This window comes from Flagellimonas olearia (genome assembly GCF_009184425.1).
Lineage (GTDB): Bacteria > Bacteroidota > Bacteroidia > Flavobacteriales > Flavobacteriaceae > Flagellimonas > Flagellimonas olearia.
Window position 1 is genome coordinate 1,377,689 of sequence record NZ_WELG01000001.1, and the last position, 15,559, is coordinate 1,393,247.

The 15,559-nt window shown below is 43.1% G+C and carries 12 protein-coding genes; 10 read left to right on the top strand and 2 right to left on the bottom strand.

Features of this window, described 5'->3' with window-relative positions:
- The first annotated feature begins 21 nt into the window (after window positions 1-21).
- From F8C76_RS05990 to F8C76_RS06015, 6 genes are all read left to right on the top strand, one after another.
- Window positions 22-1,464 (top strand): hypothetical protein, encoded by a 1,443-nt coding sequence (locus F8C76_RS05990; protein ID WP_152130873.1) that lies wholly within the window; start codon window positions 22-24, stop codon window positions 1,462-1,464.
- Between the two features lie 14 nt (window positions 1,465-1,478).
- A complete protein-coding gene (locus tag F8C76_RS05995; protein WP_152130874.1) occupies window positions 1,479-2,933 on the top strand; it encodes a hypothetical protein in 1,455 nt (484 codons plus the stop codon).
- Between the two features lie 14 nt (window positions 2,934-2,947).
- The gene (locus F8C76_RS18695) at window positions 2,948-4,393 is read left to right on the top strand and encodes a PLP-dependent aminotransferase family protein (RefSeq protein WP_170283986.1); all 1,446 of its coding nucleotides are present in this window, start codon (window positions 2,948-2,950) and stop codon (window positions 4,391-4,393) included.
- Between the two features lie 14 nt (window positions 4,394-4,407).
- Window positions 4,408-5,859: a hypothetical protein gene (locus tag F8C76_RS06005; RefSeq protein ID WP_152130875.1), complete on the top strand. Its 1,452-nt coding sequence runs from the start codon at window positions 4,408-4,410 to the stop codon at window positions 5,857-5,859.
- Window positions 5,860-5,959: 100 nt separating this feature from the next.
- Window positions 5,960-6,985, top strand: a complete 1,026-nt coding sequence (locus tag F8C76_RS06010) for a metallophosphoesterase family protein (protein ID WP_152130876.1) — start codon at window positions 5,960-5,962, stop codon at window positions 6,983-6,985.
- A 134-nt stretch (window positions 6,986-7,119) separates the two neighbouring features.
- Complete coding sequence (locus F8C76_RS06015) at window positions 7,120-8,433, top strand: sulfatase family protein (RefSeq protein ID WP_211372120.1); 1,314 nt, start codon at window positions 7,120-7,122, stop codon at window positions 8,431-8,433.
- Window positions 8,434-8,476: 43 nt separating this feature from the next.
- Here the strand turns inward: F8C76_RS06015 and F8C76_RS06020 are convergent, their stop codons facing one another.
- Window positions 8,477-9,652, bottom strand: a complete 1,176-nt coding sequence (locus F8C76_RS06020; RefSeq protein WP_152130877.1) for a GlmU family protein — start codon at window positions 9,650-9,652, stop codon at window positions 8,477-8,479.
- Between the two features lie 85 nt (window positions 9,653-9,737).
- Window positions 9,738-10,007, bottom strand: a complete 270-nt coding sequence (locus F8C76_RS06025) for a type B 50S ribosomal protein L31 (protein ID WP_129652715.1) — start codon at window positions 10,005-10,007, stop codon at window positions 9,738-9,740.
- Between the two features lie 73 nt (window positions 10,008-10,080).
- Between F8C76_RS06025 and F8C76_RS06030 the strand changes: the two genes are divergently transcribed.
- Genes F8C76_RS06030 through F8C76_RS06045 form a run of 4 tightly spaced genes read left to right on the top strand, consistent with a single transcriptional unit; the run spans window position 10,081 to window position 15,273 of the window.
- Window positions 10,081-10,689 carry a DUF4199 domain-containing protein gene (locus F8C76_RS06030; RefSeq protein WP_249042365.1) on the top strand — a complete coding sequence of 203 codons (609 nt, stop codon included), beginning with the start codon at window positions 10,081-10,083 and terminating at the stop codon, window positions 10,687-10,689.
- A 42-nt stretch (window positions 10,690-10,731) separates the two neighbouring features.
- Window positions 10,732-11,679, top strand: a complete 948-nt coding sequence (locus tag F8C76_RS06035; protein WP_152130878.1) for a glycosyltransferase family 2 protein — start codon at window positions 10,732-10,734, stop codon at window positions 11,677-11,679.
- A 56-nt stretch (window positions 11,680-11,735) separates the two neighbouring features.
- Complete coding sequence (locus tag F8C76_RS06040; RefSeq protein WP_152130879.1) at window positions 11,736-13,442, top strand: phospho-sugar mutase; 1,707 nt, start codon at window positions 11,736-11,738, stop codon at window positions 13,440-13,442.
- Between the two features lie 4 nt (window positions 13,443-13,446).
- Window positions 13,447-15,273 carry an ABC transporter ATP-binding protein gene (locus tag F8C76_RS06045; RefSeq protein WP_152130880.1) on the top strand — a complete coding sequence of 609 codons (1,827 nt, stop codon included), beginning with the start codon at window positions 13,447-13,449 and terminating at the stop codon, window positions 15,271-15,273.
- Window positions 15,274-15,559 lie beyond the last annotated feature (286 nt).

The following is a 15,559-nucleotide window of genomic DNA, read 5'->3' on the forward strand; positions in this document are numbered from 1 at the left end:
TCTTTATCCTAAATTGGTAATATGATTAAAAAATCCAACCTCACCTTAGGGATCAGCCCCCTCCTTTTCTTTTGTCTTGTATTAATAAATGGCTGTTCAAAGGGGGATTCCCCAACAGAAAAAGATCCTATAGGTCAAACCCCTGAGCCTGAGCCTGAGCCTGAGCCAGAATCTGAACCCTATTTCACTTTTACCTCATATTGGACTACCGAACAAACCAACGAAATGGACAATTGGATCATTATACATGATTCCAATGGGAATCTATTGGATTACAAATCTTATGAAGGTGGGGATACGATAGAATTTAGGGCAGAAGATGACGAGCCTTCAGGGAAGATCACCGTTACCATCCTTCAAATTGAACCCTATACCCATTATTTTGATGTGGATGGAACCTCCCAATCTTGTGAAGGCACCGAAACCTCCGCCACTACCTATCCGGATATCTCTATTGGCAGCCATTGGGAAAAAGGAAGGTATATTCCCTCCAATGTACAAGCCAGTCCAACACCCAACAATTTGGGGGAATTCACCTTGACCTTGACCAATGTTCCGGGTGAATATCCAATTCTAAACAATTCGGGGTGGAATTTGGATAATGACAACGCCGGGAATATAACCACTCTCAAATACATAGAGTTCGGGCATAACCATCAAGCTTCATATGATGGAGAGTACACTACGGTAAGTACTGAACAGGTGAAAAACTGGGAGAATACCAGCTATATGATGAGTGTGCTGCATGAAGATGAAGGGTTGAAATACCTCTTCTTCCAAAATCCTGAAGCAGGCCATGACCTAACCTTGGATTATGGTAATTTTCAAAGTTTTGATAGTTACTCATACCTACCTGCAATCCCACCAAATGATGACTACACAGTTGCCCTTAGGGCGTTTGAGAGTGAAAATAGTTTCAAGACAGATATAGGGTACTTTTGCATCTATATCAATGATGTGAACAATGGTATGCAGATACCCTTTGGGTATTTGGACCGCTTCACCCATTACCGAAGTGACGTGCGGATTGTGCGGGACAATACCGAGTACCAATACACCTTGTTCGGTCCAAAACCGGACATTAATTCCTATCCCGAAAAACCAAATGTAAGCTACACCCTTGAACAAATCAATGGGTTTGATTTGGTTACCGACCTCAATTACATCAGAAGAATTGATCACTGGGCGACACCGTGGCCGACCTCTGAGGAATTTTGTCACACGACAAGATGGTCCGTGGTAAGCAATCCACAAAATTACCCTGTGATAAATGAGTTTCCCGAAGAACTGCTCACCAAGTATCCCGATATGGCTCCTTTGGATGAAATTGAGTATTCTGGATCAATTTTTTATATGAAGGGAAGAGATTATGCCGAACATATCCGTTTTGAATTTGATTCCCATTATGACGACACTATACAATATGGCCAAGAAGTTGAAAGCTTTTGGGTAAAAAAAGAATAATCGAAACCTTTACCATGAATAAAAAATCCAATCTCGCCCCAAAAGTTATTTTGCTCTTATTTGTGAGCCTTTGTTTGGCCATTGGCTGTTCCAAGGAAGAAGCTCCTAATGAACCCCCTCCTGTAGGTTCAGAACCAGAACCAGAACCAGAACCAGAACCTGCGGTCTATTTTACTTTAACCGTTGACAACACCAATACCACAAATACTGATTATGAAGACAATTGGGTGATTGTTTACGACTCAAATGGAAACGTCCTTGACCATAAACCCTATGAAAGTGGAGAGGTGTTGGAGTTTACCGCCTTGGATTCTGACGTAACGGATAAGATTACGGTCACCTTATTTTCATATAGGGAACGAACCATAGGTTATCTGGAAGGTGAAACAAGTCTAACCTGTGAAGGGTCGTTGTCCAATTTGGTCTCTTATCCCGGCATATCCAAAGGAAGTCATTGGGTAATGTCCAGATACCCATCTAGATTGCCCAGCAGCTCTACCCCCAACAATTTGGGGGAGTTTACGTTGACCGTGGAGAATATACCTAGATCGGGTTCTGTTCCAGAGGAATATCCCATACTCAACAATTTCAATATGAATTTAGAGGGAAATAATTTCGGAAACTTATCCACCCTACGATTTCCTGAGTTTGGATCGGGGGGCACGATCACCCATAGTACCGAGTATACCAAAATGGTTGAAAATGGCATTCGAAATTTGGAAAACACCTCCTATTTGATGAGCATCTTACATGCGGAAGAGGGGTTAAAATATCTCTTTTTTCAAAACCCCGATCAGGGCAGTGACCTGACCATTGACTATGGAAATTTCCAAGCTTTCGACAGCTATGCTTATTTTCCTGTGGTTCCGGAAAACGAACGTTATACCCTGCAAATGGTAGGATATGAAAATGAAACCAGCTTTAAGACCCATACCGGGTATTTTTGTCTGGAAGTCAATGATGTCAACAATGGCATGCAGATTCCCTTGGGCTTTTTAGACCGCTTCACCCATTACAAAACCTTTTTCAACATTAACTTTGGCGATCACCGATATCATTACCGTATTTTGGGGCCAAAACCCAACATCACCTCTTTTCCAGAAAAACCGAGCTTGGCATTTACCCAGAATGGCATCAACGGTTTTGATTTCTCTACCAATGCCAATTATATAAGAAGGACTGATTATTTTGCAGGTCAAGAGCCTATAAGTGCCGAAAATTGTCATGCCACCTATTGGAAGATAGAATGTACTCAAGAGAATTATCCGCAACTGTCCGCTCTTCCAGATGAGCTGTATACCCAGTACCCCAATTTAGTGCCTTTCGACCAAATAAAATACGGCTCATCCACCATTTATCTCCAAGATAAAGAATATGATGAGTTTCTCCGTGATCAATTTGACCCTACCTATGATCATATCTTGAAGTATGGGGATATCACTGAGTATTTTACCATAACACGGGAATAACTATTTTGATTCGTATGAATAAAAAATCCAACCTCGCCCCAAAAGTTTTTTTGTTTTTATTTTTAAGTTTGTTTTTGGCCATTGGCTGCTCAAAGGAAGAATCCCCTGTTGAAAAAGAGCCCGTAGGCTCAACTCCGGACCCGGACCCGGACCCGGAGCCAGAACCGGAGCCAGAGCCGGTGGTCTATTTTACTTTTTTATCCGATGGCACCATTAATACTGCTGATAAAGATCATTGGATAATTATATATGATTCCAATGGAAATCTTTTGGACCATAAACCCTATGAAAGTGGGGAGGTTTTGGAGTTTACCGCCTTGGATTCCGACGTAACGGACAAGATCACGGTTACCCTATTCTCTTACAGAGATAGAACATTGGCTTATATGGAAGGAGACGAACCTGTACAGTGCGAAGGGTCCCATATAGACCTCACCTCATATCCTGAGGTCTCCAAAGGAAGTAATTGGGTAAATTCATTTTATTCCAGTAGACTGCAAGCCGACCCAGCTCCAAACAACTTGGGACAATTTACTTTGACCCTTGAGAATATATCCGGCGAATATCCAATACGCAATGATCTTTTCTACAGATCTGGAAATGTCAAGTGGGGCAACTTGTCCACTTTGAGACAATACATTTCGGGAGGTAGCGGGGTAATGTCATACAATTCTGGATATACGACCATGACAAGCAGGAGAATAAATTGGGCCAACACCTCCTACCTGATGAGCATCTTACATGCTGATGAGGGGTTAAAATATACCTTTTTCCAAAACCCTGATGAGGGAAGTGACCTTACCATAAATTATGAGGACTTGCAATCTTTTGATAGCTATGTCTATCTTCCTACTATTCCGGAAAATGAAAGGTATTTTATACAATTGCTTGGATTTGAAGATGAAACCAGTTTTAAAACCTACAACGGATATTATTGTTTGAGCGTTCATGATGACAACAATGGCATACAGATTCCTCTGGGTTTTTTAGACCGTTTTACCCATTACAAGACCTTTCTTGATATTGATTATGGAAATTACGAATACCACTATCAATTATTGGGACCTAAACCCAATATCACTTTCTTCCCTGAAAAACCGAGTATTGGCTTCACCCAAGATGATGTAATCAATTTTGACTTTGCAACCAATGCTGATTACATAAGAAGAACTGACTACTTTGGAGGACGGGAACCGCTGGGCCCGAATAATTGCAGTATTACCGAATGGAGCGTAGAAAGTAATCCAGAAAACTATCCTATACTATCTCCCCTTCCAGACGAACTGTATACCAAATACCCTGATTTGGTACCTTTTGATGAATTGAAGTATGAATCATCAACCTTATATCTCCAAGATAAAGAATATATTGAGTTTCTCCGTGATCAATTTGACCCTACTTATGATCATATCTTGAAGTATGGGGATATCACTGAGTATTTTACCATAACACGGGAATAACTATTTTGATTCGTATGAATAAAAAATTCAACCTCGCCCCAAAAGTTTTTTTGCTTTTATTTTTCAGTTTGTTTTTGGCCATTGGCTGCTCCAAGGAAGAATCTCCTGTTGAAAAAGAGCCCGTGGGCTCAACTCCGGACCCGGAGCCAGAACCCGAACCCGAACCAGAGCCGGTGGTCTATTTTACATTTAGTTCGGACCCCGCTTTTTTTGATACAAGTACACAGGACAACTGGATCATCTTGCATGACTCCGACGGAAATCTTTTGGACTACAAACCCTATGAAAGTGGAGATATTTTAGAATTTACTGCCCTGGATTCAGAACTTACGGATACGTTCACAGTTACTTTATTCCTACGTAGGATAAGTACCCGGTTCCTTACCGTAGATAACATACAAACATCCTGTGAAGGATCTCAATTCAACATTATTTCGTATCCCAGCGTTTCCAAAGGTAGTAATTGGCTAAAATCCCAGTATCCTACAAGATTGCCCGGCAGCCCCGCCCCAAACCATTTGGGAGAGTTTACATTGACCACAGAAAATATCCCAGGGGAATTTCCGGTGCTCAATAATTATTTTCACGATTTAGGAAACGGCAATAGAGGTAATTTATCCACCCTGCGGTTCTCTGAACATCCAAATTCTAGTTCCAGTTCCCATAGTGCTGGATACACCACCATTATCCAATCCGGCATTAACAATTGGGAAAACACCTCCTATATGATGAGCATTCTACATGCCGATGAGGGGTTAAAATATCTTTTTTTCCAAAACCCAGATGCGGGCAATGACCTGACCATCGACTATGGAGATTTTCAAGCTTTCGATAGCTATACTTATTTCCCCTTGATTCCGGAAAATGAAAATTACACCTTACAAATGGTGGGATATGAGAACGAGACCAGCTTTAAGACCCATACCGGATATTTTTGCCTTGAGGTAAACGATATCAACAATGGCATGCAGATTCCCTTAGGTGCTTTGGACCGCTTTACCCATTACAAGACTTTTTTTGACATGAAGATCAACGATAATGCCAGATACCAATATAGCATATTGGGTCCAAAACCCACCATCAGTGTCATTCCCGAAAAGCCAAGTGTAAGTTTTACCCAAGACGGTATCATCGGTTTTGATTTCACAACGAACACCGATTACGTGAGAAGGGTGAGCTATTTTGGAGATCCTGAGCCAATAATAAGTGCTGATGACTGCGATGTGACCTTTTGGGGCATAGCAAGTGACCAAGAGAACTATCCTGTTTTATCTACCTTGCCGGACGAGTTGTACACCTTGTACCCCAATTTGGAACCTATTGATCAATTGGAGTATAAATCATCCACCATTTATCTCCAAGGCAAAACATATGCAGAGTTTCTACGATTTGAATTTGACCCTACCTATGATCATATCTTGAAGTATGGGGATGTCCAAGAGTATTTTACTTTAAATAGGGAATGATTATTTTTAAGCTCACGCTCTTCCAAAAGTTATGGATAAGGCAGTCAAGAGATATGGCTTACCTATATGGCTTTTGTGTTTGACCAACCAAGGATAGTATATGAAACGTAGGCCATTTTTCAAAAAAACCACTGCCGCACTGATGGGGATAGGGTTTACCTCGGAAGCTTTTTCAAATACTTCGGAGAAGAAAACCGCCAAACCCCTAAAGGTTTGTACCACCGTGGAACAGGAAAAGGTCTTTTTCTATGCCGAGGTCATCCATGAATCCATCAAGGTGGTCCATATTGCCGACACCCATTTATTCAAGGATGATGACAGGGGAATCCCCTATCAAGAGTATAGTGGGCGCATGGCCAAAGCCTACAACCGGACCACACATTTTAAAACACGGGAACAGACCAATCCAGAAGAAGCCTTTGAAGAAACCCTGGCTTTCGCCAAAAAAGTCAATGCCGATGTGATTACCTTGGTCGGGGATATTTTCAGCTTCCCCTCCGAAGTCGCCATTGAGTGGGTATTGTCAAAATTGAAGGAAACCGGTATTCCCTACATCTACATTGCCGGGAACCATGATTGGCACTACGAGGGTATGGAAGGCCCTTTGGAAGATTTGCGCGATACCTGGATCCAGAAACGATTATTGCCCTTATACCAAGGAAACCATCCATTGATGGCCGCTTATGACATCAAAGGCGTGCGATTTTTGGCCATCGATAATTCCACCTATCAAATCAACCAGGAGCAATTGGATTTTTTTAAGGAGCACGTAGCCAGTGGGGTCCCTCTGGTCTTATTGGTACATATTCCATTATATGCGCCCGGAAAGAGTATTTCCTTTGGATGTGGCAATCCAAATTGGGGAGCGGCCACTGACCGGAATTTTAAATTGGAACGGCGTCCCAAATGGCCGGAAGAAGGACATACCGCCACCACGCTCAACTTTCACAAGGAGGTTTTCAATGCCCCTAACCTCTTGGGCATATTTACGGGTCACATCCATCAAAATTCCTTGGAAGCCATTAAAGGGAAACCTCAAATAGTAAGTGATGATAATGCCAGTGGAGGCTATTTGGATATTAGCTTTTTGCCCTTGGCGGAACAGGACAGACAACTGATATTGTAACTGTGGCCCCATAAATACCTCAATCCATTGATTCCAAGGTATTTTTCCATTACATTTATGATTTTGCCAATACCTATGTTTGAAAAAGGACCATTCCGATTTCATTACAAGAGATTATAACCATTCCAACCACCATGAAAACCAAATTCAATCCCCTAATCCTACTGCTCACCATATGGGTAGCTTCATGCACTAAGGAAAAGAGCACCAAGATGCCCAACGTGATTCTTATTATGGCCGATGACATGGGGTACGAATGCATTGGGGCCTATGGTTCTACTTCATACCAAACCCCCAATATCGACCAACTGGCCTCGCAAGGAATCCGTTTTGCCAATTGTGTTTCCCAACCTCTATGCACCCCTTCAAGGGTGAAGATCATGACAGGCAAATACAACTACCGCAATTACGATCATTTCGGACATTTAAACCTTTCGGAATACACCTTTGGAAACTTGATGCAAGATGCAGGATACGAAACCTGTATTGCTGGAAAGTGGCAATTGAACGGCTTGTCCTATAAGGACATCATATCGGATTGGAATGACAATACCAGACCCAACAAATTTGGATTTGACGAGTACTGCCTTTGGCAATTGACCAAGCCCAGAAAAGAAGGTGGTCGTTATGCCGACCCCTTGATCGAACAAAATGGTCAAATCTTGGAACGCAATTCGGATGATTATGGCCCAGACATTTTTTCCAATTATATATTGGATTTTATCGAACGGAAAAAGGACCAACCCTTCTTTGTATACTACCCCATGGTCTTGGTCCATGACCCTTTTGTTCCCACTCCGGATTCCCAGAATTGGAGTGATTCCGAAAACCGATATAAGAACGACACCACCTATTTTAAGGACATGGTGGCCTACACCGATAAGATTGTAGGCAAGATTGTTCGTAAACTCGAAGAATTACAACTGGATGAAAACACACTGATCATTTTCACAGGGGACAATGGCACACATCCCTCCATTACATCGCAACTGGTGGAAGGTGCTGTTCAAGGAGCCAAAGGAAATACCATAGATGCAGGTACCCATGTGCCCCTCGTGGCTTATTGGCCCTCTCAAATCAAAGAAGGTAAGGTGTTTAATGACCTGATAGAATTCAGTGATTTTTTCCCAACACTGGGAGATATGGTCAAGGCTGAGGTCAATTCCGATGGAAAAAGTTTTTATCCATTATTGACCGGAGGGGCATATACACCAAGGGAAACCGCATTTGTTCATTATGACCCGCAATGGGGTAAAAATGTAAACCGCTACCGAAACCAATTTGTACGTTCGTTGGATTATAAATTGTACCCAGACAGTACATTTTATCACCTGAGCAACGATCTATTGGAGAAGAATCCCTTGTTTTTAGATTCGCTTACTACCGAACAGGCTGATATTAAAACTGCTTTGGAAAAGGAATTGAAACGACACCCAGACTGGAAATAATATTACGGAAAGCTTTATCGGCCAAAATCCAGTGGGTTTTCACCTAGTACTTGCGCCATTTCTGTGTCAGTTCAAAGACCTTGTTCAGGATACTTTCCTCAACCTCGTCAAACTCCTTACCCCTACGGGCCATCATCACCTTGGCAGCCTCAGAGGCTTTTTTGGGGTGGTATTCCTTAAATCCCGATGCCCCGCCCCAACTAAAACTTGGGATGAAGTTTCGAGGGAACCCAGGAGTGTAGATATTGCTGTTCACCCCAATGACCGTACCCGTATTGAACATGGTATTGATGGCCGTTTTACTATGGTCTCCCATCATAAGACCACAGAACTGGAGCCCCGTATGGTCAAAAGTTTCGGTATCGTAATTCCATAATCGGACCTTGGCGTAATTATTCTTTAGATTGGAGTTGTTGGAAGCAGCCCCGATATTGCACCATTCTCCCAGCACAGAGTTTCCTAGATAGCCCTCATGCCCTTTACTGGAATGTCCAAAAATAACCGAGTTGTTGATTTCCCCACAAACCTTTCCATAAGGCCCCACAGTGGTAGGCCCGTAAATCTTTCCTCCCATTTTCACAATGGCGTGGTCGCACAGGGCAAATCCACCGCGGATAAGGCTTCCTTCCCAGATTTCGGCTTTTTTGCCAATATAGATAGACCCTTTGGTGGCATTCAATATACTGTGTTCAACCGTAGCTCCTTCCTCCACAAAGATTCTCTCAGGATGTATTAGACTATTGGTGTCCGATATGGGGGCACTCTTCCTCCCCTTGGTCAGCAATTCAAAATCAGCTTCCAAAGCCTCTCCATTTCTACTGAAAATGTCCCAGGTGTTTTTTAGGGCAAAGACTTCCGATTTGTATTCAACCCTTTCATAATCATCCAAGCGGAAAGGCTTTTCCGGTTCGTTTGTCCCGTAGGCAACCACCTCGTTTTTGTAGACCAAGGCTTGTCCCATCCCCAACTGTTTTATCTGCTTCACCAATGGGACATCAGGAAGGATGTTCCCTATGATCACTACATTCTCATCTGCGGCAACAAGTGGAAACTTTTTGGAGAGATAGTCTTCGGTCCGGAAACTAACCTGGGTCTGCAACCATTTTTCCCACTTTTCCCGTAGGGTCAAAATCCCTATACGAATCTCGGCCACGGGCCGGGTAAACGTAAAGGGAAGCATCGCTTTTCGGTAGTCACCATCAGAAAGGATATAGTTCATAACAGTTGTTTAGATTGCCCTAAAATTAAAAAACGCCCCTGATAAAGCATCAGGAGCGTTCATATATTTCGTTGAAAGTACGGACCTACTCGGCCTTCTTCTCTTCTTTCTTGAATTTCTTGTACTTGTTCTTGAACTTATCGATCCTACCAGCGGTATCCACCAATTTGGTCTTACCGGTGTAGAAAGGATGCGAAGTTCTTGAGATTTCCAACTTTACCAAAGGATACTCAACACCATCAATGCTAATGGTCTCTTTTGCCTCTGCAGTGGATTTGGTGATGAACACATCCTCGTTGGACATGTCTTTGAAAGCCACTAATCTATAATTCTCTGGGTGTATACCTTTTCTCATCGTCTTAAATACTTAATCTCAGAATTTTCGAGGTGCAAATTTAATGATTTCTTTGACACCTCCAACTTTAAAAATGGAAAAAAGAAAAAAACTACCTTTAGCTGTAACAAAGTTACGCTTTTGTCCACTAACAAACAGATCAACACTAAAAACTTTTTATATGGAAGAACAACAACCAAAAACCGGTAAATTCGCTCTAAATTATGGCCTTTTGTTAGGCGTGGTTTCAGTCGTGTTCGGCGTAATGCTCTATTCACAAAAACTGCATTACGAAACAAGCGCTCCCGTCATGATCGTTTCCGTTATTTTAACGGCTGTGGCCATTTTCTTGGGGGTAAATGCGTTTAAAAAAGCCAATGGGGGTTACTTGAAGATTGGCGAAGCCTTAAAAGTCGCAGTAGGTATTGCCCTTGTCTCCGCCATCATATCCCTCTTGTTCCAATACGTCCTTACGAATTTTATTGAACCCGATTTTATGGATAAGGCCATGGAAATCGCCAAGCCGAAAGCCTTTGAACAAAACCCATCCTTGACCGAGGAGCAATGGGAGAAGGGGGTGGAAATGCAAAAAAATCTTGCTTGGATGCGCTACCCAATTGGTTTGATCATTAGCTGTGTCATTGGGTTGGTACTAGGTTTGATTACCGGCTTGATCCTGAAAAAGGAAAAACCCGCCTACTAAGGCAAAAAATACTACTTTTGAAAGGAATTCCAGAAACAAGAAATGCAGATTTCCATTGTAATTCCTTTACTTAACGAGCAAGAATCGCTCCACGAACTGCATGATTGGATTGTACGCGTAATGCAATCCAATCATTTTTTATATGAGATCATTTTTATTGATGATGGCAGTACCGATGGTTCTTGGGAAACCATCACCCAACTCTCCGAAAAGAATGAACATGTAAGGGGAATCCGTTTTCTAAAGAATTATGGGAAATCCCAAGCCCTCCACGCTGGATTTAAGGCGGCGCAGGGCGAAGTGGTGATCACCATGGATGCCGATCTACAGGACAATCCCGAAGAAATCCCCGAACTGTACAACTTGATTACCCAAGAAGGCAACCAAGTGGTTTCGGGCTGGAAGAAAAAAAGGTACGATTCCGTCATCACCAAAAATATTCCCTCCAAGTTGTTCAATTGGGCGGCCCGAAAAACTTCTGGGGTAAAATTGCACGATTTCAACTGTGGCTTAAAGGCCTTTGACCATAACGTAGTAAAAACCATTGAGGTCCATGGTGAAATGCACCGCTACATACCCGTGTTGGCCAAAAATGCAGGGTTCACAAAAATTACCGAAAAGGTCGTTCAACACCAAGCCCGAAAATACGGTACCACAAAATTTGGGGCGGAACGTTTCATCAATGGATTTTTGGACCTGATCACCATTTGGTTCGTTTCCAAATTTGGTAGGCAACCCATGCACCTTTTTGGAGCTATGGGCGTTTTAATGTTCATCGTAGGCTTCGGGTTTTCCCTCTATTTGGGCATAGACAAGTTGTTTCTGAACCCAACCGGACGCCTGATCACACAACGACCACAGTTCTATATCGCCCTGACTGCCATGATTATGGGAACCCAAATGTTTTTGGCGGGCTTTATCGGTGAAATCATGGTACGCTCCAGAAAAAATGATACCCGATACACCATTTCCAATAAAATCAATCTTTAGGGTTTTGTAACCCATAATCTTTGTATTTTTAAGACAATAAATTTTAGCTAAACACTATGGACGCCATTACTTCCACAGCACACTCTTGGCTGACCGATTTTTTTGATGAAAAGACAAAAAAAGAGATCCAAAACCTGATCCAGAACGACCCAGAAGAACTCAAGGAACGTTTTTATAAAGATCTGGAGTTTGGCACAGGAGGCATGCGAGGCATTATGGGTGTGGGCACCAATAGAATCAACAAATACACCTTGGGCAAGAATACACAAGGTCTCAGCAACTATTTAAAGAAAACGTATTCCGACTCCGACCTTAAAGTTGTGATCGCCTATGATTGCAGGCACAATTCGGATACGCTGTCCAAAACCGTGGCCAATGTCTTTGCGGCCAACGGCATAAAAGTGTATCTGTTCTCCGAATTGCGCACCACCCCCGAACTATCCTTTGCAGTTCGGTATTTGGGCTGTCATGCAGGGATTGTCCTCACCGCTTCCCACAATCCGCCAGAATACAATGGATACAAAGTATATTGGGCCGATGGCGGACAAATTGTGCCACCCCAGGATGGTGAGATCATTGCGGAAATCGATTCCCTTTCCTTTGAGGACATCAAGTTCGATGCCGATGAAAGTCTGATTCAACATATTGACAAAGAGGTGGATGAGGCTTTTTTCAAAGCTTCTGTCGAGAATGGCAGTTTCAATGCCAAAGGCAAAGACGATTTCAAAATTGTGTTCACCTCCTTACACGGCACTTCAATCACAGCCATTCCAGAGGTGTTGAAGCGTGCAGGCTACAACAATGTCACCATCATTGAAGAACAGGCAAAGCCTGATGGCGGATTTCCCACAGTGGCATCCCCCAACCCTGAAGAGCCGGAAGCACTGGCCATGGCCATTGCCAAGGCCGAAGAAATTGGTGCGGACATGGTGGTAGGTACCGACCCGGACAGTGACCGCTTGGGAATAGCCGTTAGAAACCTTGAAGGAAAAATGGAACTGCTCAACGGCAACCAAACCATGGTGCTGATGACCAAATTCCTATTGGACCGCTACAAGGAAAAAGGATTCAAAGGCAACGAATTCATAGCCTCAACCATTGTGTCCACCCCCATGGTGGAACAAATGGCAAAAGCTTATGGTGTAGAGTACAAGACGGCTTTAACGGGCTTTAAATGGATCGGTAAAATGATCAAGGATTTCCCCAACTCCAAATTTATTGGGGGCGGTGAGGAAAGCTTTGGGTATATGGTGGGTGATTTTGTCCGGGACAAGGATGCCGTTACCGCTACCCTACTCGCCTGCGAAGCCGCCTCCAGCGCCAAGGCCGAAGGAGGTTCTTTCTATAAGGAGCTGATCAACTGTTTTGTACAGTTTGGGTTCTATAAGGAAAAGTTGATTTCCTTGACCAAAAAAGGCATCAGTGGCGCAGAGGAAATCAAACAAATGCTCAAGGATTTCAAAGAAAATCCCGTGGAAACCGTCCAAGGATCAAAGTTATTGTGGATTGAGGATTACAACACCTCCATCGCCAAAAATGTGCAGACCGGTGAGGAAAAAAGCATCAAATTGCCCAAATCCAATGTATTGATCTACGAAACGGAAGACGGCACCCGAATCGCCGCCCGTCCCAGCGGAACGGAACCCAAAGTGAAGTTTTACATCAGTACAAATGCCAAATTGGACAAGGCCGAGGATTTTAAATCCGTAAATTCGCAGTTGGATGCCAAAATAGACGGTATCCTTTCCGAACTGAATTTGTAGGTGAATGAACTACTTTAGAAAGATTCTCCGTTTTGCGGGACCTTACCGTAAATACGGTTTTTTGAACATTTTCTTCAATATCCTCTATGCACTTTTCAGTGCATTGTCCTATGCTGCCCTTATCCCAATGCTCAATGTGCTGTTTGATAAGACCCAACAGGTACACACCCCTCCAAAATTGGAAGGCATAGGAGGATTGAAGGATTACTTTATGGACTACATGAACTACCAAGTCACCCAATATTCGGGAAATGACCCCATGAAAGGGCTTGTTTTGGCCGTAGGACTGATTTTGTTCCTGTTCCTGTTCAAAAACATCTTCAACTATTTGGCCATGTACTTCATCACGTTTTTACGGAATGGGGTGCTCAAGGATATCCGTAACAAGATGTACGAAAAGATTGTGGACCTGCCCATTTCCTACTTTTCCGAAAAGAAAAAAGGGGACGTCATTGCACGGATCACTTCCGATGTACTGGAGATACAACATTCTTTCCTCTCCATTTTGGAATTGATCGTACGGGAACCCCTTACCATATTGTTCACGATCATTGTAATGTTCCTGATCAGTGTAAAGCTTACCATTTTTGTGTTCATTTTTATTCCCATCGCCGGAATGATCATTTCCAGGATCGGGAAATCCCTCAAACGTAAATCGGACCGGGTACAAAAAGAACAGGGCGAGTTCCTTTCCATTGTGGAAGAGACCTTGAGTGGACTGCGGGTCATCAAAGCATTTAATGCCGAATCTAAATTCTTTAAGACCTTCCAAAATTCAACCAGTCGTTTTTTCAAGTTCTCCAACTCCTTGCTGAACCGACAAAATTTGGCATCGCCAACGGGAGAGTTTTTGGGGATTTTGGTCTTTGGGGTACTACTTTGGTTTGGAGGCCGTATGGTACTGTTGGAAGGGTCGCTGGACGCCGCTTCCTTCATATCCTACATGGGTCTGGCCTTCAATATCCTGACCCCGGCCAAAGCCATAAGTAAGGCCTCTTACGGAGTTAAAAAAGGAAATGCCGCTGCGGAACGGGTATTGGAGATACTGGAATCCGAAAACCCCATTAAAGATGCCGAGAATGCACTGGAGAAAACCGATTTCAACCAAGGTATTGAGCTTCAAAACGTATCTTTCAAATATGAGGACGATTATGTACTGAAAAACTTCAACCTAAAGGTTGATAAAGGCCATACCGTAGCCTTGGTGGGGCAATCCGGAAGCGGAAAGAGCACCGTGGCCAATCTGGTCACTCGTTTCTACGATGTCAATAAAGGGGAAATCCTGATTGACGGGACCAACATCAAAAAAATCTCCAAAAAATCGCTTCGCGGGCTTATGGGATTGGTGACCCAAGACTCCATTTTGTTCAATGACACGGTAAAGAACAACATTGCCATGGGCAAGGAAAATGCCACCACCGAAGAGATCGTGGCTGCCGCCAAAGTGGCCAATGCCCATGAGTTTATTATGGACCTTCCCCATGGGTACGACACCAATATTGGGGACAGTGGCAATAAATTGAGTGGCGGACAAAAACAGCGCCTGTCCATTGCCAGGGCCGTACTGAAAAACCCACCGATCATGATCTTGGACGAAGCTACTTCGGCCTTGGATACCGAAAGTGAACGCTTGGTACAGGATGCGCTGGAGAAAATGATGAAAAACCGCACCTCCATCGTCATTGCGCACCGTTTGTCCACCATCCAAAATGCAGATTCTATTGTAGTGTTGAACAAGGGTGAGATTATGGAACAGGGCACCCATGAAGAACTGATGAAATCCAAAAAAGGCTATAAAAAGCTCGTGGAGATGCAGTCGTTCTCCCCCTAAGAAGAAGACGCACATTCGTAAAAATTAGTGCCATTCGTGTCAAACCTTTGAAAGTTCAAACATCAAGTTCAAGTACAAATGATTTTTGCATAAATACTCGTATCCGATTTCTGAGGTCTGAATATTTAATATTTGAATAGATTTCTCACAGCTCCTTCGACTTCGCTCAGGACAGGGCTCGAAATGACATCCGGTACATTCGTGCAAATTAGTGCCATTCGTGTCAAACCTTTGAAAGTTCAAATATCAAGTTCAAGTACAAATGCTTTTTGCATGAATACCCATA

Coding starts and splice junctions, on each gene's coding strand:
- F8C76_RS06045 (WP_152130880.1), top strand. CDS start 13,447: ATGAACTACTTTAGAAAGATTCTCCGTTTTGCGGGACCTTACCGTAAA.
- F8C76_RS06015 (WP_211372120.1), top strand. CDS start 7,120: ATGAAAACCAAATTCAATCCCCTAATCCTACTGCTCACCATATGGGTA.
- F8C76_RS18695 (WP_170283986.1), top strand. CDS start 2,948: ATGAATAAAAAATCCAACCTCGCCCCAAAAGTTTTTTTGTTTTTATTT.
- F8C76_RS05995 (WP_152130874.1), top strand. CDS start 1,479: ATGAATAAAAAATCCAATCTCGCCCCAAAAGTTATTTTGCTCTTATTT.
- F8C76_RS06005 (WP_152130875.1), top strand. CDS start 4,408: ATGAATAAAAAATTCAACCTCGCCCCAAAAGTTTTTTTGCTTTTATTT.
- F8C76_RS06040 (WP_152130879.1), top strand. CDS start 11,736: ATGGACGCCATTACTTCCACAGCACACTCTTGGCTGACCGATTTTTTT.
- F8C76_RS06020 (WP_152130877.1), bottom strand. CDS start 9,652: ATGAACTATATCCTTTCTGATGGTGACTACCGAAAAGCGATGCTTCCC.
- F8C76_RS06030 (WP_249042365.1), top strand. CDS start 10,081: ATGGAAAAAAGAAAAAAACTACCTTTAGCTGTAACAAAGTTACGCTTT.
- F8C76_RS06010 (WP_152130876.1), top strand. CDS start 5,960: ATGAAACGTAGGCCATTTTTCAAAAAAACCACTGCCGCACTGATGGGG.
- F8C76_RS06025 (WP_129652715.1), bottom strand. CDS start 10,007: ATGAGAAAAGGTATACACCCAGAGAATTATAGATTAGTGGCTTTCAAA.
- F8C76_RS06035 (WP_152130878.1), top strand. CDS start 10,732: ATGCAGATTTCCATTGTAATTCCTTTACTTAACGAGCAAGAATCGCTC.
- F8C76_RS05990 (WP_152130873.1), top strand. CDS start 22: ATGATTAAAAAATCCAACCTCACCTTAGGGATCAGCCCCCTCCTTTTC.